This window comes from Sphaerospermopsis aphanizomenoides BCCUSP55, from assembly GCF_001586785.1.
In the GTDB taxonomy this organism is placed as follows: domain Bacteria; phylum Cyanobacteriota; class Cyanobacteriia; order Cyanobacteriales; family Nostocaceae; genus Sphaerospermopsis_A; species Sphaerospermopsis_A aphanizomenoides_A.
This window is the reverse complement of the sequence record NZ_LUFH02000011.1, coordinates 16,522-39,620: the sequence shown is the minus strand read 5'-3', so window position 1 is coordinate 39,620 and position 23,099 is coordinate 16,522. Positions and strand designations below refer to the sequence as shown.

Sequence of the window (23,099 nt, the reverse complement as noted above, 5' to 3'; positions counted from 1 at the left end):
AAATTTCCAATTATTACTAACTGAAATAGTATCGAGGAAAAACAGATGACAACTGTATATCAAAGTAATGAAGATAGAAGCAATATCTTTGCAGAAGTAGAAAAAGTAGAACACAAAAATGGTGGGACACTAACAAATGATACCCATAAAGAATCGAATGCAATTACTCAGGAATTTAAACTTTGGCGGCAACGTTTCCAATACATAACAGCACAAATGCGCCAAGTTCCAGATATGGATACCTTGTTAAAGGTAACAGCATCACAAATCAGGAACAAAATTGATGGCGATCGCGCTTTAATTTATCAATTTACTAACTCTGATTCTGGAGTTGTTTTAGCAGAATCAAGAACTACAGGTTGGACACCATCTTTAGGGGAGAATCTACCAGCTATTTTATTTGGCTTATATACCGATCAAGATTATCTTGAAGCCGTAGTAATTGACGACATTAATCAAATTCAAGCTACTCCTTATCAAAAACAATTACTGGATAAATTTCAAGTCAAAGCTAGTTTAAGTGTACCCATATTTGTTGATGGTAAAGTATGGGGTTTGTTAGTAGTCCATAGTTGTGGTTCAGAACGTCAATGGCAAGAGGCAGAAATTACTTTAGTCTCGCAAATAACTACAGAAATTACTTACAGATTGCAGAGCTTTAAATTGCAGAAAGAATTGCAACAGTCTGCCTTAGCTAAGAAATCCGCAGCTAAAGTCATCAGCAAAATTTTACAACAGCCAGATGTAGATAAAATCTTTCAAACTACTACTCAAGAAGTCAGACAATTATTAAAATGCGACCGTGTTGGTGTTTATCGTTTTAACCCAGATTGGAGTGGACAATTTGTTTCCGAATCAGTGGGTAAAAATTGGACAAAAATAGTCACCCCTGATTTTAAAATGGTTTGGGAAGATACCCACTTACAGGAAACCAAAGGTGGCCGATACGCTCATGGAGAAACTTTTATTGTCAATGACACCTATAAAATCGGTTTGGCTCAGTGCCACATTGATATATTAGAACAATTTGAAGCCAAAGCCTATATCATTGCTCCCATCTTCTCTGGAGAAAAACTGTGGGGTTTATTAGCAGCCTATCAGAATACTGGACCACGGGAATGGCAAGACTGGGAAGTAAGTTTTTTAAATCAGATTGGCTTGCAATTTGGTGTGGCTATTTCCCAAGGAGAATATCTGGAACAAGTGCAGAAACAATCTGACCAACTGGCGCAGATTACTAAACAGGAAAAAGCCTTAACCAAGATAGTTAACAGAATTCGACAATCCTTAGATTTAGAAGAAATCTTCAAAACCACAACTCAAGAAGCACGGCAGGCACTAAAATGCGATCGCGTTGCTATCTATCAATTTCATCCAGATTGGAGTGGCAATTTTATCGCTGAATCAGTAGGAACTGGCTGGGTCAAACTAGTTGGTAATGATATCAATGCCTTGGTTGAAGATACATACTTGCAAGAAACCAAAGGAGCGAGATTTACTAAAGGTGAAAACCTGTGGGTAAATGATATTTATCAAGAAAATCTGGCTTTATGTTACTTAGAACTGTTAGAGACATTTGAAGCCAAAGCTTATATTAATGTCCCCATTTTCTTTGGAGATAAATTGTGGGGATTGTTAGCAGCTTACCAAAATTCTGACACCCGTGAATGGCAAAGTTCAGAAGTTAACTTTCTGAGTCAAATAGCCTTACAGTTCAATCTGGCCAAATCACAAATAGATTATCTAGAAACAGTCAAATTAAAAACTGATGAACTAGCGCAAATAGCAGAACAAGAGAAAACTATCAACAGGATTGTCAACCGCATCCGTCAATCCTTAGATGTAGAAGAAATCTTCAGAACAACTACTCAAGAAGTTCGCCTAGCCCTGAAATGCGATCGCGTTGCCGTCTATCAATTTAAACCAGATTGGGGTGGAGAATTTGTAGCCGAATCAGTTAGTACTGGTTGGACAAAATTAGTCGGGCCAGGTATCAAAACCGTAGTGGATGACACTTATTTACAAGACACCAAGGGCGGTAGATATGCCAAAGGTGAAACTTTTGTAGTTAATGACACATACAAAATAGGTCTAGCCCCTTGTCATATCGCCATACTAGAACAGTTTGAAGCTAAAGCTTATGTGATAGTGCCGATATTCTTTGGTGAACAACTGTGGGGCTTACTCGCAGCTTATCAAAACAGCGGAACTCGTGAATGGAAAGCATCAGAAATCAACTTTTTACAACAAATTGGACTGCAATTTAGCCTAGCCAAATCACAGCTAGATTATCTAGAACAAGTGCGGTTACAATCTCAGGAAATCAGTCAGTTAGCGGAACAAGAAAAAGCCCTCAACAAAATAGTCAACCGCATCCGTCAATCCTTCGATTTAGAAGAAATCTTAAAAACTGCAACTCAAGAAGTTCGTCAACTAATCAGATGCGATCGCGTCGCTGTTTATCAATTTAATCCTGATTGGGGTGGAAAATTCATCGCTGAATCAGTAGCTAGTGGCTGGATGAAAGTTGCTACGTCAGACTTCAACATGGTCTGGGAAGATAGCCACCTTCAAGAAACCCAAGGTGGTAGATATGCCAAAGGTGAAAGCTTCATCGTCAATGACATTTACAAAGCAGGTCATGCTCAATGTCATCTGGAGATTTTAGAGCAAGTTGAAGCCAAAGCTTACATGATAGTTCCCATTTTTTATGGCGAAAAACTATGGGGATTATTGGCAGCATATCAAAATACAGGTACTCGTGAATGGCAATCCAGAGAAATCAACTTCTTAGAACAAATTGGTTTGCAAATTAGTCTGGCAAAATCTCAGATAGATTACATAGAACAAGTACAATCCAAATCTGAGAAACTAGCGCAAATCGCTGAACAAGAAAAAACTATTACCAAAATAGTCAACCGCATTCGTCAATCCTTAGACGTAGAAGAAATCTTCAAAACCACCACACAAGAAGTCAGACAACAACTCAAATGCGATCGCGCCGCTGTTTATCAATTCACATCCGATTGGGGTGGCGAATTTGTAGCAGAATCTGTAGCTAGTGGTTGGGTGAAACTAGTTGCGCCAGGCATCAAAACTGTTTTAAACGACCCTTGTCTACAAAGCAACGAAGGTGGGCGCTATCAAAAAGGTGACACCTTGGTAGTTGCAGACATATATAAAGCTACCCTTGATCCTTGCTACATAGAAATCATTGAAAAATATGAAGCCAGAGGATATATCATTACTCCCATCTTATTTGGAGAAAAACTCTGGGGATTACTGGCAGCTTATCAAAACTCTGCACCCCGTGAATGGGAAGAATCAGAAATTAACTTGTTAGCACGGATAGGCGACCAGTTAGGACTGGCCTTACAACAAACCGAATACTTGAAACAACTGCAAACTCAATCATCCCAACTTGCAGAAGCAGCCCAACGGGAAAAAGCCGCCAAAGAATTATTGCAACAACGCTCTATTCAACTACTTAGAGCCATCAGTCCTGCACTCAGTGGGGATCTAACCGTCCGCGCTCCCATCACAGAGGACGAATTAGGGACAATAGCGGATGCTTATAATGGCACTCTGCAAGCATTACAACAAATAGTTATTCAGGTACAAACCGCCTCTCAACAAGTTGCCCAAACCTCTATCCATAGTAGTTCTTCCCTCGTCGGATTGACTGACTTAGCAAAAGCACAGTCTGACGAAATTACCCAAGCCTTACGCGATATTCAACAGATGGTAGATTCTACCCAAGCGGTAGTAGCTAACGCTCAACAAGTGCAAGTTGCAGTTCAACAGGCCAACAAAACTGTAGATTCTGGTGATACAGCCATGAACCAAACAGTTAATGCTATTCAGGCCATTCGGGAAACCGTAGCCCAAACCAGTAAAAAGATTAAACGCCTGAGTGAATCATCACAAAAAATCTCCAAAGTGGTGAATTTGATTAGTAACTTTGCCACCCAAACCAACGTACTCGCTTTGAATGCGGCTATTGAAGCCACTCGCGCTGGTGAATATGGAAAAGGCTTTGCAGTGGTAGCCGATGAAGTACGTTCTTTATCACGTCAGTCAGCAGCAGCCACCATCGAAATTGAAAAATTAGTCCAAGAAATTCAAGCAGAAACTGGTGAAGTTGCTGTCGCAATGGAAACTGGGATTAAGCAAGTAGTAGAAGGGACAAACTTAGTCAATGAAACCCGTCAAAACTTGAATGATATTGTTTCTGCAACTGCGGAAATTAGTCAACTAATTGAGCGTATTACTGAAGCTACTCAAAAACAAATGCATCAATCAGCAACAGTAACAACTTCAATGAATGACGTAGCGGCCATAGCTAACAAAACCTTTGGCGAATCTCAGGAAATTGCTACCGTGTTCCAGAACTTATCAGAAATGGCACAAGCTTTGTTAACCACTGCTGGTAAGTTCAAAGTGAAATAATTTTGGTTCTTCAGTTATCAGTTATCAGTCAGGACTTATACCAAATTTATCTCGTTATCTTGTTCCCAGTTGGAAACTGAGAATGCCATCAGAGAGGCTCTGCCTCTGCTGTCACTGATAAGCTGTTATGCAGAGCCTTCAATTCATTCCCATACAGGTATCGGAACGAGAAATTAACCAATTATCAATTGTCAATTATCAATTGTCCATTGATAATTCCTAAATCTAAACTCAAAAATTATGATTACAGACAATGAAATTCGCCAACAAGGCTATGCTTATTTCTTGGCAGAAGCCCCTGAACTATTACAAACAATAGAACAAGATTTATTTAGTTTATCAGAAGATCATAGTACCGCTAAAATCCATAACTTAATGCGGGCAACTCACACTATTAAGGGTGGTGCGGCTACCGTTGGGCTAGACACCATCAAAATGATTGCCCATTCTTTAGAAGATATATTCAAAGCTTTATATAGTCCTGATTTAGTTATAGATGGAGAATTGTACACACTATTATTAGAAGGTTATGAATGTCTTCAGTTAGCTGTCACAGCGGAATTGACATCAAGTAATATTGATAGTGAAGAAATTCTCCAAAGAGCAACCACAGCATTTGCACAATTACAAACCAAATTAGGAGATCATTTTGGTGCAGAATCTCATATTCCTACATCGGAAGAATTGGGATTTGATATTGTTCAGTCTATCTTTGAAGTGGGAGTTACCCAACGATTAGAAAGTATTGCTGAAGCAATTCATAATTCCCTAAATAATCAGGAATTAGTCGAGTTTTTAAACTTACAGGTTGAGGTATTTTTAGGTTTAGCTGAATCTCTAAATTTACCAGGTTTTGGTGAATTGTCTCGGACAATTACCGCAGCACTAGCAGCTAATCCTCAGCAAGTACGTCAAATAGCAGAAATTGCTTTAACTGATTTGCAAGCAGCGCAAAAAGCTGTTTTAGCTGGCGATCGCACTTGTGGTGGTTCACCTTCTCTGGCTTTGCAAGCAATGACAGGAGTCGTCACAGATTACATAGCCACACAACCCACCACTAGCTCATTAGCTACACTCCCCAAACAAGAGACAGCTATTATTCATATCAATAACTCTTTTGCCGAAAAGTTTTTTAGTTTGACTACAGAATTTTACCATTTTTTAACTACATCAGGTGACATCAATAACGAACCTTTAAAACCAGCCAATGCCAAATTTTATTTAAAAGTAATTCGTTACATTTTTGGTTGGTTTAATCACAAACGAGATATACCAGAAGCAGCATTAAGTTTAGAACTGTTAATTTCTTCAGATGATGAAGAGAAAGCAGTAGAATATATAGAAACTTGGCTGAATGAATTTCTAGATTTTATTGAAGAAGAACAGGATCACCAAAACCTTTGCCTTTATCGTCGGGGTGTGATTTTAATTATTCTTCTATCCCTGGCCAAATTTCAGTATTTAGTTTTCAACAGAAATAGTGCTATCTCCATCATCAGTACACTCAGAAAGCAAATCCGCGAATTAGGAAAAGAATATAAACATTATCCTGCTGTCACAGAAGCAGAAAAAAAATGGTTGGACAATCCTAAATTACAAGAATTGCTAGTTATCAAATCCATACCTACCCCTGTAGCTTCCACTACTGACTATAATTTATTAGAGGAAATCTGGGGAGGAGAAACTATTCCAGAAACAGGAGAACATCATTTTCCAACCCACACCGCAGAAAATGTTAAAAATGATGATTATTTAGGAAGTGTCACTTCATCAGTTATCAGTGATCAAGTAGTGACAAATCCCCCTGAATCCAACTTAGAATTTATTACTGAGGATCAGGAGATAAATCAAACAGAAATAGAAGATAAATCTCAATCTTCCCCAAATAAAAATACCCGACAGCCTTCATTTGTGCGTGTAGATGTAGAGGGGTTGCAACGTCTCAATTATCTGGCAGGAGAATTGTTAATTTATCAAAAACGACGCAGTTTATATGATGAACAAGTTCTAGAATTAATTGAGCGATTAAGTCAGCAACTGAGCAAACATCAATCTATTTTAAATCAATTGCGTGATTTACCTTTACAGGGAAATAATGTTGCTATAGAACCTAGACAAAATGTTTCTAATGTGCAGTTTGATACTTTAGAAATGGATGTATATACAGAATTTAATTTAACATTACATGAAGCCTTAGAGGAAACATTACAAATCCAAGAAACGGCTGATTCTCTGGACTTACTAATGAGACAATCTACTCAAATTAGTGAGCAACAATCTAACCTCACTCTCAACATTATAGATAATCTCGTAGAGGCAAGAATGTTGCCTTTAGGAACTATCTTAAATCGCTTTCCGCAAATGGTCAACAAGCTAGGAAATGTTTATGCCAAGCTTGTAGAATTAAAACTCACCGGCACACAAGTTTTGATAGATAAAGCTATTGCCGAAAAGCTGTATGATCCTTTAGTACAGTTAGTGCGTAATGCTTTTGATCATGGTATTGAATCTCCAGAAATGCGCCGTCAGCTTGGCAAAAATGAACAAGGTTTAATAGAAATATGTGCCTATCATCAAGGCAGTCAGACTATTATTGAAGTGCGGGATGATGGTCAAGGGTTAAATTTAGGAAAAATTCGTAATCGAGCAATCGAACTTAATGTGATCCCAGATGATCATCATGGTCAAGACTATGAGCGTAACCTGACTGAATCCGAACTTATCAACCTCATGTTTACACCTGGATTTTCCACCGCTGGTAAAGTGAGTGAAATATCTGGACGTGGGATGGGATTAGATATTGTCCGTACTCAACTTCAAGCTCTTAATGGCGTGATTTCCGTCCAATCATCTCCCCATCAAGGAACAACATTCATCCTCAAAATCCCCTTTTCTATGACCACAGATAAACTCATGTTAGTCCAAGCAGGGGGTGTTGTTTATGCCTTACTGCTAGACAGTATCGAAAAAATACTTATTCCGTCTGAACAGCAAATTAAAGATTTTGAAGGCAAACAAATTTTATATTGGAATTCTGGTGAGGAAGAAATGATGGTGAACCTCATCAAGCTTTCCAATTTAATGTATTACAACGGTTCATTGGTCGGCAGTAATTATTTAAATAATATACCCCATAATCCTGATACAGAAATCATGAAAAATCCCGTGCTGTTACTACGGCGCAATCAAGGAATATTGGGTTTAGAAATTGATCATATTATCGGTGAACAAGAATTAGTAATTAGACCTTTAGGCAGTGCCATTACTCCACCAAAATATATTTATGGTTGTAGTAGTTTGGCTAATGGTAATTTGATTTTAGTAATTGACGGTACTTTGCTGATCGACGCTCAACAGATGCAAGCCACACTTGATGTCAGGACTTTACCAACTACTGCTAAGTCTCAGAAACAAGCCTTACCAATGTCGGAAAATAGGATTGAATCTACTCCGTTACTCGCTGCATCAAATACCGTCAAAATTCAGGAATCTCCAGCAACTTCCATTGAATCTACTCCGTTACTCGCTGCATCAACTCCGGCAAATACTAGAGAATCTCAACCAAGTTCTTATGTAGGGATAACACCAAAATTACCACCCATAGTATTAGTTATAGATGATGCAATTAGTGTGCGTCAAACTCTGGTGATGACTTTACAAAAGTCTGGCTATCAAGTATTCTCAGCCCAAAATGGGGTAGAAGCTCTCGAACAATTGCAGTTACATCCTGAAGTTGAGGTGATAATTTCTGATTTAGAAATGCCCAGGATGAATGGATTTGAATTATTAAGTCATATCCGTCAAAATCCTACTTTGGCTCAAAAACCTGTCGTAGTTCTCACTTCTCGTAGTTCTGAAAAACATCGTCAGTTGGCTCAAGAATTGGGTGCAACTGCTTATTTAACTAAACCTTATTTAGAACATGAGTTTCTCTCTACTGTTGATAGTTTAGTGAACAGAGATAGGGTGGAAAATTAGTGAGGGGTGGCTGTGAATTTTTCTCCCCTGCTCACCCACACCCTACACCCTACACCCTTTCTATACTGGATGGAAATAGAAAGCAAAACCCAAAACTATATAAGCTGCTAAGAGTAAAGTTCCTTCCAACCAATTAGATTTACCATCAGAACTAATGCTATTAGCAATTAAAACTGCTACTGCTACTGCTACTAATTCAAAGGGATTGAAATCTAAATCCATTGGCTGATTTAATATTCGTCCAGCAATGACTAAAACGGGGGCAACAAATAGGGCTATCTGCATACTTGATCCCACAGCCACAGATAAAGACAGATCCATTTTATCTTTCATGGCTACGGTGACTGCTGTGGCGTGTTCTGCGGCGTTACCAACTATGGGCAACAAAATTACCCCTGTAAATAGTGCTGTCAAACCTAACTTAGATGTGGCTACTTCTAAGGTATCAACTAGGAATTCTGACTCTAAGGCTACCAGTAAGGTGCAAACTAACAATACACCAGTCCAAAGCCAAAGATTTGGTTTTTCTGCTTTGATTTCCTCGTTTTTTTCTTCTGCTTCTAGTTCTATATCTGCTACACCTACGTCATATAAATAGGCATGAGTTTTCATAGAAAATAGCAGTGTGAGGGCATAAACCAAAATTAAGACTACCGCAACAGCAAGGGAGAGATTTTGCAATGTTCTCTCATTGATGCCGATAGATGTATAGTTCATTGCTGTTGGTAACAAAATCGCAATTACCGCCAGGTTCATTGAGGAAGCATTTACTCGCGCCACGACAGATTGAAATGTTTGTTCCTTATAGCGCAGTCCGCCCAAAAGCATCGAAAGTCCCATGACCAATAGTAAGTTGCCAATAATTGAGCCGGTGATACTGGCTTTAACAACATCTATTAGTCCTGCGTTGAGAGCTACTAAAGCAATAATCAGTTCTGTCGCATTGCCAAAGGTGGCATTTAATAACCCTCCTAATGAGGGACCGACGACAACGGCAATTTCTTCTGTAGCCTCACCCATCCAAGCTGCTAGGGGTAAAATTGCCAACCCAGCGGTGATGAAAACTACCAATTCTCCCCACTCTAAAAAGTGCGCTGCTAGGGAGATGGGGATAAACACTAATAAGCCAAGAAAAATGATGTTTTTAGTTGACATTTGTATAATCTCGAATTTTCGGTACTTAGTTAATTATGCCTATGAAGAATTGAAACATCAGGCTGTAACTAACTTTAATCAAGATACAAGATACTCCCATATAAATCCTGTTGGGCAGTTGAGGAAGAAGAACTAATTTTCTTTCTCTGTTAAGAGTTCCCTGTTCCCTGCCCCTATCAGTCAATTTACCCTGAAATAGTTGATAATAAAGTAAAGTTGCGATTTAATGAGCTATTGTCATGTTTCGTTGCAAAAGTATGAGTTAAATTCTGGGTTTTATCAAAAAAATAGGTTTTAATAAATTAAAAGACTATTAATTTTTTTGGCTGATTAAACCTGCTGGTGATAAAATCTCATATAGGTTGTTTCTTTCCTGATGACAAATATTCGCGTGATAATGCAGATTTCCAGCAGGATTAAGACTATTTCGTCAAAGTCGTTATTAAGCTTTATTCCCCAGATGTCGTTTATACCGGATATTCTGCATAAATAACTGTAAAAATGTACATATAACAAGATTTTCGCCACAACTAAAATTTTACCTTGGATAAAAATATTATGACTTCTGCTGCTGAATTGCCGGTTAGCTCTGGTTCAACATCTTGGTTAAACCAAGATTCCCAAGAGATGCCTGATCATGATCCCCTGAAAAAATCTCAGGGTGTATATGTGACTGTGCATGGCCATTTTTACCAGCCACCTAGAGAAAATCCTTATTTGGATGCGATTGAACGTCAACCAAGTGCAACACCTTTTCATGATTGGAATGAACGCATTCATTGGGAATGCTATCGCCCCAATGCCTTTGCTAGAGTGCTAAATGACCGGGGTGAGTTGTTGGGGATCGTCAATAATTATGAGTACATGAGCTTTAATATCGGTCCGACCCTGATGTCGTGGTTGGAACGTTACGATGTGGAAGTTTACCAACGAATTTTGGAGGCTGATACTAAGAGTAGTCAACGGTTGCATGGTCATGGTAATGCGATCGCGCAAGTATACAATCACATCATCATGCCTTTGGCTAATGAACGGGATAAATATACGCAGATTCGTTGGGGTAAAGCAGACTTCAAATCTCGATTTGGTCGTGATCCCGAAGGGATCTGGTTAGCAGAAACTGCTGTTGATTATGCAACATTAGAAGCGTTGGTGGCTGAAGATATCCGCTTTATTGTTCTCGCACCATCACAGGCACAGCGTTGTCGTCCTTTCCCTACGGAAAATGATCCCCACCCAGAATGGCATGAGGTTGGTGGTAGTCAGATTGATCCCACTCGTCCCTATCGTTGTTATTTAAAGCCTAGCCTGAGCAACGCAACTTCACCGCTGAGTAAAACTAACGCAACTACCAAAGAAATTACAGAAGGCTTACCTTATATTGATATTTTCTTTTATGACGGACCAATTTCCCGGGACATGGGTTTTAGTGATGTCGTCTATAGTTCCAGTCACTTTGCCGGTAGGGTGGGTGCAGCAATACGTGGGGATCATCGTCCCGCACAGCTAATTTCTGTGGCTACAGATGGGGAAACCTTTGGACATCACAAGAAAGGTACGGAGAAAACTTTAGCCTATGCTTTTGTGGGTGAGTTTCCCCGTCATGGTTGGACGGTAACAAATTTTGCTCATTACTTGAGTTTAAATCCTCCCAGTTGGGAAGTGGAGTTAAAGTCTATTACAGCCTGGAGTTGCGCTCACGGTGTGGATAGATGGCAAGATGATTGTGGTTGCGGTGGAGAAGGAGGTGTCTGGCATCAAAAATGGCGAAGACCATTGCGGAATGCTTTGAACTGGTTGCGGGATCAATTGATTGAGGTGTATGAAGAATATGGAAGTAAGTTATTTCGTGATCCCTGGTTAGCAAGGGATGAATATATTCAAGTTTTGCGCGATCGCTCCCCTGCTAGTGTCAGCAATTTTCTCTCCCGTCATCAAAAAAGCAAACTCCAAGCCGCAGAACAAATAGATGCTTTGCGGTTGTTGGAAATGCAGCGTCACGCTTTGTTTATGTTTACCAGTTGTGGCTGGTTTTTTGAAGAACTTTCCCGCCCAGAAGGAACACAAATTCTCCGTTATGCTGCCCGTGCTTTAGAATTAGCAGGAGATGTGGCAGGTGTGCAGTTAGAAAAAGGCTTCCTCAAACGCTTGGGTTTAGCCCCTAGTAATGTGGAACACTTCAAGCATGGCGCTGAAATTTATCGTCAATTAGTGCTAACTGCCCAAATTGGGTTTAAACAAGTTGCTGCCCACTATGCCATTACTTCTTTATTCAACAATCACAACAATACTCTCTCTGCACAGGATATTTCTGAACATTTTCACAGTTATCAAAAGCAGGTTTACTGCTACACCGCCCATGAGTTAGATTACCAGATGCAACGGATGGGCGCGTTAAGTATGGCGGTCGGACATTTGAAGCTAGTATCAGATATTACTTGGGAAAGTGAAAATTTGGTATTTGCCGTTTTACATTTAGGAGGTTGGGATTTCCATTGCTGTATTCAACCATTTACCGGCAGACGTGATTATAGTCACTTAAAGGAAAAGCTATTTGCATCGCTGCAACAGGCCAGCGCGGCTCAAGTTATCCTGGTAATGACACAGATTTTTGGTGGTGAAGCCTTTAGTTTACAAAATCTATTTGCAGAAGAACGCCACCGCATCATGCGGCTGTTAAGCCAGGAAACACTGACAAGATTAGACCAGCTATATACCCAGACATACCGGGATAATTACGGTGTGATTATGGCTTTTCATCGGGATGAGTTAGCAGTTCCCCAAGAATTGCAGGTAGCAGCGGAGATTGCTTTGGGTTATCGCTGTATGGTCAGTTTGCGATCGCTAGAACAGGATATTAGCGAAGCCCAAATCAGTTGGAATCATATAGCAGAATTAGAAGCGATCGCAATTGAAGCAAAACATCTGCGTTGTCGTCTCAATATACCTGAAGGTAAGCAAATATTAGAACAGCTAATTGTACGATTACTTTGGCAATTGTTATACGATGTTAATGGTAATTTTGCTACAGATATCCAAAGATTAGAAAAATTGATTGATGTGGGATATCAGTTAAATTTGGGCATTTCTTTAGAAAAGTCCCAAGAACTTTACTATAGCTGTTTGCATAATCAAATACTTCCCCTATGTCTGACTAATTTGGATAATCAAGCAGATACTTCTCAATGTCGTCAATTACTAAAATTGGGACAAAAATTAGCAGTTGATGTCAGCATGATTTTGAAAAATTTAACTTAGAAAAGGGAACAGGGAAGAAAATTTTAGATTTTAGATTTTAGATTGAAGTCGCTCAAAACAATCCAAAATCCTTTCATCCAAAATCCAAAATTAAGCACACCCTACACCCTCTTAAATGTTAATCCTGAAATGGATGTTTGCTAGTAAGCATTCAGCTATCAGTAATCAGCCAATAACCAAGAGCAAAGATTTAAAAGCATTAGTTTCCGGAAAGTTACACGCTCCTCATTTGTTCTCATTCTTTGTATTTCAGTCTTCAAAGCTGTTAGCGTAGCGTGCCGGCATTAGCTGACGGCTGACGGCTGAATACTTACGTTTGCTACCAGCATCATCCAGGTTTAGCAAAAATCGTCAATAAAACTGGCCCCAATAAATAATAATGACCTAAACACAAAAGTCCAGCATCAGTACCTAACTGTTGACGCTGTTCTCGACTGTAGAATTTAATTCCAGCGGGGGAATTAGCCATGAGTTTAATCACTGGTTTATTAGCAGTAATGTCAACTAAATAAAAGCGTCCACCAGGAGAAAGTACCCGTTTTACTTCACTTAAAACCTGTGCTGGGTGGGGATAATGCAAAAAACTGATAGTGTTAAATACAGCATTAAATTGACCCTCAGCAAAGGGAAGAGATTCCGCATTACCTTCGACATAAATTAATCGGGGACGATGGCGGTTTTTTTGTCTAGCTACCCGCAACATCTGGGGAGACAAATCCAATCCTGTACCACGTATTTCCGGAAACTGACTTGCTAATCTATCTAATAACCTTCCAGTTCCACAACCTAAATCAAGTACATTAGCCTGCGGTGCTAATTCAACGTAAGAAAGCAATCTTTTATGAATGGCTTGATAGATAAAAGAAGGAAAAGTCCAATCATAACTGTTTGCCCAACGGTCAAAGATTTGCTTTTTATTATTTATAAACTGATTAATCATAGTTTGTATAGATAAAAGGGAATAGGGAATAGGGAATAGGGAATAGGGAATAGTTTAAAATCCTTTTCTTAGGACTTATGCAAAAAATCTGGATAAGCTCTTATTACTTTGTGTCCTTTGCGGTTTATTTTTTCAGACTTTTGTGTAATTCCTGTTCCATTATAGTGCATCAGGTTTGAGAAAAGGTTAAAAGGAAAAGGGTAAAGGTTTTTCTTTTCCCTTTTTCCCTTCTCCCTTAACCAACAAGTATTGCTTGCACCACTATTCCCTATTCCTTGTTCCCTGCGCTAAAACTTATAACCAATCTCGATAAGCAGAGATTTCATTGACACCAATTTCAAAGGGTCTACCCTTACCAAAAGGCGGGTAAACACGAATTTTTGCATCCTTTGTCCATCTTTCCAATCTATTGCCCAATTGAGGAATATTGCTGACTATATGCCAGTAAGATACTATGTCAGGACAGTCTATAATTAACATTAAAGTCGTGGCATTTTTGGTCATATACCACTGACAGTTAGATAGCAAAACTTGGGTAATGCCATCGCACCCATAATAAAAACATCTGCCAATAGACTGCTCTAGTTCCATTTGTAGCATCCCGTCCTGTTTTGTCACCTCTACAGGAGGTAAATCATCAGGTGGAAGCAAGGGAAGTTTAGACATAATTTCGCACCTCTTGATTGTAACGCTCCAAACTCTCTCGATTTTTTGCAGAGAAGAAAATGCGAGTTTGAGCGCCAGTGTGCCGAGATTTAATTCGTCCTGAAATTTCTTGATCTTGCTGTGACAGGTTTCGACATCACCAATAATGGAATTTTCAATCAGAAAGTCTTCTTCAACACAGATATTTGTCTGGTTGTAAGCTTTCTGGAGAAAAGGACTATTCTGCTGAATTTTCGCCGCATTAGCAGTCATTTTTTGGCTAAATTTGTGGATGAAAGGTAAGGTTTCACTCACCGCTTCAGAGGATGTTTTAGCAACAAAAAATTATCTGCACCGCTGGAATTTAATTGTCGATATTTGCTGACGGTATTTTTCAATCTGACGAGAGAAAAGGGGGGACTACCCATTAAACCGAAAGGATTTTCCGCTTCAAGGATAGCGCGACGAGCATCTTGGTGATGATTTTCGTAATTGCAGAAAAGTCCTGTTTTCATTATTGGCGATACTCTAAGCTGCCGCTGCTACTAATTGCAACTCCAACCACAAGCGTGGTTGAGAATGTTGAAGTTTGGACATCGGGTCGCGCAGCAATCGCTTGGCATTCACACAAACTACTTGAATGAGTCCCATATTGTCTGCTACTTCCCGCAGTATTTCCTTTTGCGCTTTGATATAGGGCATTATTTCTTCTGAACAATAAATCCCTATATATTGAAAGCGTTTAGCAGGTCGTCCCCAGAAACTGGTGATAACTTTCACATGACACCTTGCCAACACTTCCCCAGTGCTGGGGTAATAATGGTTGACAATTCTGGTAAATTCTTGAGCTAGGATATCTTCAGCAATCATTTGACTGATATTTCTGTAGCGTCCATAACTACGATCTAGTATAACATAATTTTGTTAATTAAACCTGACAAATCGCCAATTTAATTTGAATAAAAAATTAAAATAATTGGTAATTATTAATTGGTAATTTGTAATTATAAAAAGGGGTGAGACTTTATTCAAGTACACCCCTAAATAATGACCATATATATCAGTTAAATGCAGTAGCAAAAAGACTACAAAATTAATTATGCACCAAGAAGATTTTCCTGCTGACCGCTGATGACTGACTGCTGCTTTATTTCATCGAGAATTGCGTTCAGCAACTAAAACATGGGCAATGATATCTGGAATATTCTTTAAATCCAAATATCCTTCAGAACCAGAGATAGGAGAATTAAATGTATAGTTTGGGTCACAGGCTCCTGTATCGTAAACTTGAATAAACCACTTATCAGGAAAACCTTCAACACCCAATTCTACAATGTACCAAAACTCACCCATTAATCGGGAATTGAAGATAGTAAACCAATCTCGATAATCTTCTGGGATGTTCCAGTCTGCTAAGAGGAACTCTAAAGCTATGTGTCCAGCATCAGTTGAAGTCAATAGCATTATTACTCCTGATGTGCAACCTCGGAGGAAACTTCAGGATATAAACCCAATTGTTTAGCTAATTCCTTGGCTATAAAAAATAAAAACTGAGCGCCATCTTGATTACCTTCATGGGCAAACATAGTGGCAACTTGTAGCATTGTATGTATTAAACCAGAATCAATTAATTCGGGTTGAGCTTCCAAAACTTCTGGTTCTTGACCATTAGGACATCTGAGCAGTTCATCAATTAAATTAAAATACTGAGTTTGGCGTTCGTCTGTCATGGTAAATTAGTTTATGGTGAATAAGAAAACTGAAAATTATTGCTCAATGCTCTGCTGCCAAAGTCTTTCTAACATTTCGATTTGTGCTTTTAAGACAGCAGCACGATACACAACATACCTGTCGTAACCAAGAATCCCGAAGCCAATACAAATAGGTGTACCCAAAACCAACCATTGCCAAATTGTAGCCAGTTTATACTGTTCAGCTAGAATTTGCAGTTGCATAAAAAAATTAGGTTGAGATAATTTTATGTTAGTTGGAGACTCAGGTTTATTTATGCTTTTTGGCTGAAGAGATAAAGGATCATAACCTTTATTTATATTGGAGAATTGACAGGATAAATTCTGTGTCTTAACTAACTCTATATGTCGTCCCCAGATTAAATTAAAGACGATTATCCCTGGAGATAGCACCGCTAAAGTAACTAAACTAACTGTCAGCACCTTTAAAATTTTTAATTTCATTTTTGCTCTCCCTTGCTAGGTGACAATTACCCAGTAAGAAAATATATTTTATGGTCTATTTCTGCACCGGGGAAATCTAAACTCTCACATACCTAGCAAATTTTATATCTTGATTTAGTAATTTTAGATTCTCCTTATCTATCTGGTAGATGATACCTAATGATTTAATTTTGATCTGAATCTAAAATTTAAAATCTCAACTTTACAGGTTTATGAGTGAGAAATTAATATGAAGAATTTTCATAAAGTATGACCAAGCCAGTCAAAATTAAAAATTTGAAATATACTCCATTTAGTATTGACTAATACTGACAGATTTTAGCTGGTCTTTACACAAAGATGATAACTTTATTAGAGTTAAGAAGTCCCCCCTAGTTCTCTAGACTTGCATCTAGGAATTTCGGGGGGTAGAGGGGAATCTCTGCGTAAATCCTATAAATGTTTATATCAGCCCCTCTCTACAACAGAGTTTATTTCACAGGAATTAGGATTATTAAGATCATTAAATTAGCACTCAAAGTCTGCAATACTTATCTAGTAAGACTTATAAAATTTCTATGGGGTAGAGGTACTAGTATTTTTTGCAGGGGGTACTAGCATTTTTCAAATGGGGTGCGGGAAGTTTTGTACTCAACCTCCAGGCTTTAGCCGTTAATGATTGAGCATATTGAAGAGTAATTATTAGCTGTCAAAACTTGTACTCAAATAACAATATATCATGACAAAATAGACCTGAAATTAAAAATAAACTAAATAACTACAAAAAGATATTAAAATTTTGTTAGTGGTCAACGGATGTAGACAACTGTGTTTTCTCTCCTTTACCCCTATACCCATGTTTATTAACAGCTAATAAATGCGAATTGCTAAAGACGTAACAGAACTTATTGGTAAAACCCCCTTAATTCAGCTAAACAAAATTCCTCAAGCTGAAGGAGTAGTAGCCAGAATAGTTGTCAAATTAGAAAGTATGAATCCGGCGGCTTCGGTCAAAGATAGAATTGGCGTAAGCATGATTCTGACCGCAGAAGCAGAGGGTTTAATTTCTCCAGGAAAAACCGTTTTAGTAGAACCAACTTCCGGTAACACAGGTATTGCTTTAGCAATGGTAGCAGCAGCCCGTGGTTACAAATTAATCTTAACTATGCCAGAAACCATGAGCCAGGAAAGACGGGCTATGCTGCGGGCTTATGGTGCTACTTTGGAGTTAACTCCAGGACCCCAAGGAATGCGGGGAGCAATTAATAAAGCTGAGGAAATAGTTGCTAACACTCCTAATGCTGTGATTTTGCAACAATTTAGAAATCCAGCCAACCCGAAAATTCACCGAGAAACAACGGCTGAGGAAATTTGGGCGGATACTGATGGGGAAGTAGATATATTAATTGCTGGTGTAGGAACTGGGGGAACAATTACTGGAATTGCAGAGGTAATTAAACAACGGAAACCGAGTTTTCAGGTAATAGCTGTAGAACCTAGTAATAGCCCTGTTCTTTCTGGTGGTCAACCAGGTTCTCATAAAATTCAAGGTATTGGTGCGGGATTTATTCCTGATATTTTACGTCCAGATTTGATTGATGAAGTGTTTCAAGTTAATGATGACCAAGCAATGAACTATGGACGCAGATTAGCAAGAGAAGAGGGTTTATTATCAGGTATATCTTCCGGTGCAGCTTTATGTGCGGCTATTGAAGTAGGTAAACGCCCAGAAAATGCTGGTAAATTAATTGTGATGATTCAGCCTTCTTTTGGAGAACGTTATTTGAGTACAGTCATGTTTCAAGAATTGATGAGTTAACAACAGGACTTACGCACAGAAGTTATCTGTGACGACTGGGTGTAGGGGTGTAAGGGTGTAGGGGTGTAGGGGTTTTCCTCTCCTCGACCTTGATTTTTCCATCACTTTACCCCTTTGTCAAAACCCTTGATTTTTCGTTTTTTTGCGTAAGTCCTAAACAATTGACAATTGTTTCCTTCAAGGTTTAAAACCTCCTCCTGGCAGGGGAAAAAAAAGAAAAAATTTTGATTTTTCTAGGACTTATGTCAACTCCGGACACAGAGAACTAAGGGTTTGAGAGATATTTTGCGTAAGTCCTGTTTTCAATCCTTTTCCTGAAAGGGAGAGGTAATTGTCTATTATTAATTTTCCATTTTTGAAGTAGGAATACCTAAGCTAAAAAAACTGAAATACCCAAACCAATTAAACCACCACCCAAAACTAACCATGCAGGATTGATACGATAAAAAATAGCTAAAATTGCAGAAATTAAGCAAATAACTAAACCCAAAAAATCTACATCAGGCACTTTTTCTAAAGTGAAAATTGTGATTCCTAACTGCAATGTCGTCACTACCATCAACGCTACAGCACTAACATTAACAGCATCTAAAAAATACCTTGTCCAAGATGAGGCACGTAACCAAGGAATGAAAGGATTTAAAATAGCAACAAATAAAAATGAAGGTAGAAAAATTCCCACCGTAGATACAATTGCACCAGGTAAACCAGCGATGATATATCCTATAAATGTAGCAGTAGAAAGGACTGGCCCAGGAGTAAATTGACCGATAGCAATGGCATCTAATAATTGTTGTTGTGTCAACCAGCCATATTCATTTACTAACCCACCTTGTAAAAATGCAATTAGTAAATAGCCACCACCAAATAACACACTACCAACTTTGAGAAAAAATAAACTCAATTTCCACAAAGAAACAACGGGAGTTATAGTTATTGTTGGCAAAGTGGTACTCAGAGTTAAAGCCGCAATCATTAAATTAGTTCGATTACCGTTGTGATTTTGATTACTATTGTGTAACCAAATCATTCCTAATATTCCACCTAATAACAAAGCCATAACTTCATTCACTTTACCTAACCAAGTGATTAAGCCCACTGCTACAGCAATTATAAGTAATTGTCGGGTTTTTATGGCTTTTTTAGATAAACCCCAAAGGGCATTGATAATGATTCCTAAAACTGCTGGTTTAATCCCATACAGTAAAGGCGTAAGTTGGGGTAAAGTACCATAATCAACATAAATAAAAGCAAATATACCTGTAATTAACACCGCAGGTAAGATAAAACAAATACCTGCAACTATTAACCCTAACCATCCGGCATAAATATAACCAATATGAATAGCCATTTCTGTAGAATTGGGACCAGGAATCAAGTTAGTTGCACCCAACAAATCCAAAAAATGCTCTTTTGTTAACCACTGACGACGCTGGACGACTTCATCTTCTATCATGGCAATATGGGCAACTGGCCCACCAAAACCAATCACACCTAGTTTCAAAAAGAGTTTAGCGATTTCCCCTAAACGATTTAATTGCAAATTACTCATTTTATTGATCAATATGTTGATAATCTAAAATACAGCTTAGAGATGAGAAACAGGTTTTGAATTCCCTAAAAAGTATTCAAGTATACTAAATTGATAGATTTAGTGTAGTATAATAGATATTTCGATCAAAAATCTAGTGGTTCTTTTTGCAGTAGCACTTGGTAAATTGTGCGAAATTGACTGTTAGCATTAATGGTTAACAGTCAATTTACTCTAAAATTGTAACCAATAATTTCGCATAGTTACAGCCGTATCAGTAAAGTCACTAAATACGCCATCTATACCTAAATCAAAAAAGAGTCTATATTCATCTTGGGGATGGTCTTGCAAATTTAAAGGTAAGAATAAATTTTCATTCCGAAATGTCCAAGCATGAACTAGTAACCCTGCTTGATGAGCATGACTAATTAAAGGTGTTGGTGATTGTAATTTACCATTTTTATCTCTGGGAATTAATAAATTTTTATTCACTCCTATTGCTGTTGCATATTCAGCAATTTCTTTTAAACCTGCTGGTTTGATTAAGTCTTGATATGTACGATTATCATCACTAATAACAAAATCATAGGGTTTACCACTATCATTGATTAATTGCACCAAAGGAAATTCAGTCTTTTTCGCTAATGCTTGCAGGTTGCTAACTTCAAAGGATTGAATAAATACAGGTAAATTAGTTGTGTGTAAGGTTGCTAATAAAGTTGCTTCTAATGGTAAACCAATAGATTGAAAATATGTGGGATGTTTAGTTTCTGGATAAATGCCAATCACACGACTAATTTTTGAACTTTGACTTTGTGCTAAATCAATGATTTCTTGAAGTGTAGGAACTTCTAAACTGCCATTATAATCTGTATTTTGAGGACGGATTTCGGGAATACGTTCTTTAGCTGTTAATGTTTTTAATTCTGATAAAGTTAAATCTTCTGTAAACCAACCTGTTTTCACTTCACCATCAATAATCTTTGTGGTTTTGAGATGGGAAAATTCAGGATGATTTGCTATATCCGTAGTTTCAGAAATTTCATTTTCATGTCGAGCGATTAAAACACCATCTTTGGTAATAACTAAATCTGGTTCGATGTAGTCAGCACCTAAATCTATTGCTAATTGATATGCTGTTAATGTGTGTTCCGGGCGGTATCCGCTTGCACCTCGATGAGCAATAATGATAGGGGGTTGCTGGGTAATTTTTTTATTCATAATCTGATGTAATAGTGAGTTATATTATAGCAATTACCATTCAAGTGAAGTACAATCAGTAATAATTGAACGCAGATGGACGCAGATGGACGCAGATGATTTTGTACTTCACCAAACTGGGAAAAGCTATAGTATTGATAACTAAAAAAATTTTTATATTACAGCAATGACATGAGAATGAGAAGTTGATGAAGATAATTTAGTTGGTTAATTTAAATTAAGCTACTACAAAAGCATTTTTCATGTTTTTGATATTCAACAAATGATATACTATAATCGTTAGATTTAATCAACATTTGTTGGCCAAGAGTTTTGATATCCAAGGTGAAAAAATATCTGATAATTTCATTTACAGCTATACTGGAAACTAGGGCATTAAGAGAACCATAGGATGCTGTTTGAAAATTATGATTTAACTCTCTATAATTTTTTAAAGATTGTTTTTGATTCATAAGATGACAATTATAGCACCCAGTGACACCAGGAATAATAAAAGGACCAATTGAACCAAAAATTTCTATATATCCCACACTAATATAAGGCATTTGTAATTCAATTGCGGCTGTATTGACCCAATTATGTATATCTGAAGGATGATCAGCAGATAAAACTAAAACATCACAGTTAGCAAAATTTTCTTTAACAAAATTAACTCCATTACACATCTTTTGTATAGGAATAACCGTAGTTTGATGATTTCTAGCTTGTAATTTTGTTTTAGCTGCTACTACCTTACTTGTGCCAATATCAGATTCATCAAAAAGAATTGTACGAGTGAGATTACTTTCTTCAAGATCATCATTATCTGATACTATCAAAGTACCTACACCAGCAGTTGCTAATAATAAAGCCACAGTTGATCCAATTCCTCCAGAACCAATTAACCCTACGGTTTTTGTAGAAACAATTTGCTCATAATTCTCTGGTAAAACATCGAAAAAATCAAAATACAATTGATGACGGTGGTATCTTCCTTCTGTTAATTGAGGATGAATAACTCCTAACTCTAAAAGATCATTGAAATATTTTTCCACATCACTGAAAATAGCTTGAGGATATTGGATGTTAATTTTTTGCCATATTTCCGCAAAAGTATAAGGTATAGACAATGTTTCTAACATCATTGCTAGATATAATGGAGGATGTTCAATTTTAATAGCATTGGGAGGTAAATTTCCAATCCAAATAACTGGACGATCCTGATCAAGTTTAATTGATAAAGACCTTTTAATTTGAAATTTAGTGTTTGTTGTTAATAAATTCATGGAATTTTTTCTTGTTTAATTACTAACTTCACACAATAATACATTACCCACTTGAATAAGTGAACTATAGGTTGTTCCTGAAAAAACTTCATTTCTCATAAATTCATATTTTTCAGGATTATAAAACAATAACTTTTCAGGATCTCTAACATAAGTCATGTAGCTTTCAGCAAAGTCTTCATAAACATTAGTGCGGGCATAATCAGAGACAAAACCTGTGCCATCTGTGGAAAATGTTTCCCAACTTTGTTGATTTAATTGACTCCATTTTTCAGCAAGTGCTGGACGCTCTGCTAACATATTTTCATGAACATTATGACCAACTTCATGAGTTACTGTGTCCAGTATTTCTCCTGCACCCGCAAACCGTTCTACAGGTCCCCAAATACAAATTTCATGAGTTCCACAATTAAAAGTTCCTAAAGCATGAGGATATTTTTCACTACTTTCAGATTGATATTGAATAGAAGGACAATTTTCTAAATGAGATGGGGGTAAAGTGTCCCGTAAATAATTCCCTAATTCTTGATTAGTAAATATTCCAGAATCTTCAAATTTGCCTATTTCTGTATAATTAACTAATTTTACAGATTCTAAACCAGTGTCAGAATTAGTTTTCATTCCTTCCTGATCAAATGATTCAAAAATATTCATTTTCCCTACT

General features: G+C 37.7%; 15 protein-coding genes and 1 pseudogene. 4 read left to right on the top strand and 12 right to left on the bottom strand.

The genetic code is table 11. The features are described from left to right. The first annotated feature begins 45 nt into the window (after positions 1 to 45). Positions 46 to 4,449, top strand: coding sequence for a GAF domain-containing protein (locus A0J48_RS04500; RefSeq protein ID WP_200320732.1), 4,404 nt, complete (start codon positions 46 to 48; stop codon positions 4,447 to 4,449). 240 nt (positions 4,450 to 4,689) lie between these two features. Beyond that, positions 4,690 to 8,427, top strand: coding sequence for a hybrid sensor histidine kinase/response regulator (locus A0J48_RS04495; protein WP_200320730.1), 3,738 nt, complete (start codon positions 4,690 to 4,692; stop codon positions 8,425 to 8,427). Positions 8,428 to 8,487: 60 nt separating this feature from the next. Here the strand turns inward: A0J48_RS04495 and cax are convergent, their stop codons facing one another. Next, positions 8,488 to 9,582 (bottom strand): calcium/proton exchanger, encoded by a 1,095-nt coding sequence (cax, locus tag A0J48_RS04490; protein WP_200320728.1) that lies wholly within the window; start codon positions 9,580 to 9,582, stop codon positions 8,488 to 8,490. Between the two features lie 558 nt (positions 9,583 to 10,140). On the opposite strand from cax, the gene A0J48_RS04485 reads away from it, so the two are divergent. Further along, entirely contained in the window at positions 10,141 to 12,840 is a 2,700-nt protein-coding gene (locus A0J48_RS04485) for a DUF3536 domain-containing protein (protein WP_200320726.1), read from the top strand. 328 nt (positions 12,841 to 13,168) lie between these two features. Here the strand turns inward: A0J48_RS04485 and A0J48_RS04480 are convergent, their stop codons facing one another. From A0J48_RS04480 to A0J48_RS04450, 7 genes and pseudogenes are all read right to left on the bottom strand, one after another. Then, positions 13,169 to 13,780, bottom strand: a complete 612-nt coding sequence (locus tag A0J48_RS04480; RefSeq protein WP_200320724.1) for a class I SAM-dependent methyltransferase — start codon at positions 13,778 to 13,780, stop codon at positions 13,169 to 13,171. 294 nt (positions 13,781 to 14,074) lie between these two features. Continuing rightward, positions 14,075 to 14,446 carry a hypothetical protein gene (locus tag A0J48_RS04475; protein ID WP_200320722.1) on the bottom strand — a complete coding sequence of 124 codons (372 nt, stop codon included), beginning with the start codon at positions 14,444 to 14,446 and terminating at the stop codon, positions 14,075 to 14,077. After that, a pseudogene (locus A0J48_RS04470) lies at positions 14,439 to 14,874 on the bottom strand (LLM class flavin-dependent oxidoreductase); the annotation flags it as partial. The pseudogene A0J48_RS04470 and the gene A0J48_RS04475, both read right to left, overlap by 8 nt. A gap of 79 nt (positions 14,875 to 14,953) precedes the next feature. After that, positions 14,954 to 15,295, bottom strand: coding sequence for a hypothetical protein (locus A0J48_RS04465; protein WP_200320720.1), 342 nt, complete (start codon positions 15,293 to 15,295; stop codon positions 14,954 to 14,956). Between the two features lie 282 nt (positions 15,296 to 15,577). Further along, a complete protein-coding gene (locus A0J48_RS04460; protein WP_200320718.1) occupies positions 15,578 to 15,889 on the bottom strand; it encodes a hypothetical protein in 312 nt (103 codons plus the stop codon). A 2-nt stretch (positions 15,890 to 15,891) separates the two neighbouring features. Next, entirely contained in the window at positions 15,892 to 16,155 is a 264-nt protein-coding gene (locus tag A0J48_RS04455) for a hypothetical protein (RefSeq protein WP_200320716.1), read from the bottom strand. Positions 16,156 to 16,191: 36 nt separating this feature from the next. Continuing rightward, positions 16,192 to 16,620, bottom strand: coding sequence for a hypothetical protein (locus A0J48_RS04450; protein ID WP_200320714.1), 429 nt, complete (start codon positions 16,618 to 16,620; stop codon positions 16,192 to 16,194). An 856-nt stretch (positions 16,621 to 17,476) separates the two neighbouring features. Between A0J48_RS04450 and cysK the strand changes: the two genes are divergently transcribed. Then, positions 17,477 to 18,418: a cysteine synthase A gene (gene cysK, locus A0J48_RS04445; protein WP_200320712.1), complete on the top strand. Its 942-nt coding sequence runs from the start codon at positions 17,477 to 17,479 to the stop codon at positions 18,416 to 18,418. Between the two features lie 370 nt (positions 18,419 to 18,788). Here cysK and chrA read toward each other — a convergent pair whose 3' ends face one another. The 4 genes from chrA to A0J48_RS04425 all read right to left on the bottom strand — a co-directional run bounded on the left by chrA (position 18,789) and on the right by A0J48_RS04425 (position 23,089). Continuing rightward, a complete protein-coding gene (chrA, locus tag A0J48_RS04440; RefSeq protein ID WP_200320710.1) occupies positions 18,789 to 19,970 on the bottom strand; it encodes a chromate efflux transporter in 1,182 nt (393 codons plus the stop codon). A 213-nt stretch (positions 19,971 to 20,183) separates the two neighbouring features. After that, positions 20,184 to 21,170 carry a glycerophosphodiester phosphodiesterase gene (locus tag A0J48_RS04435; RefSeq protein ID WP_200320708.1) on the bottom strand — a complete coding sequence of 329 codons (987 nt, stop codon included), beginning with the start codon at positions 21,168 to 21,170 and terminating at the stop codon, positions 20,184 to 20,186. A 212-nt stretch (positions 21,171 to 21,382) separates the two neighbouring features. After that, positions 21,383 to 22,435 carry a HesA/MoeB/ThiF family protein gene (locus A0J48_RS04430; protein WP_200320706.1) on the bottom strand — a complete coding sequence of 351 codons (1,053 nt, stop codon included), beginning with the start codon at positions 22,433 to 22,435 and terminating at the stop codon, positions 21,383 to 21,385. Between the two features lie 15 nt (positions 22,436 to 22,450). Then, positions 22,451 to 23,089: a putative zinc-binding metallopeptidase gene (locus tag A0J48_RS04425; RefSeq protein ID WP_200320704.1), complete on the bottom strand. Its 639-nt coding sequence runs from the start codon at positions 23,087 to 23,089 to the stop codon at positions 22,451 to 22,453. Positions 23,090 to 23,099: the final 10 nt, after the last annotated feature.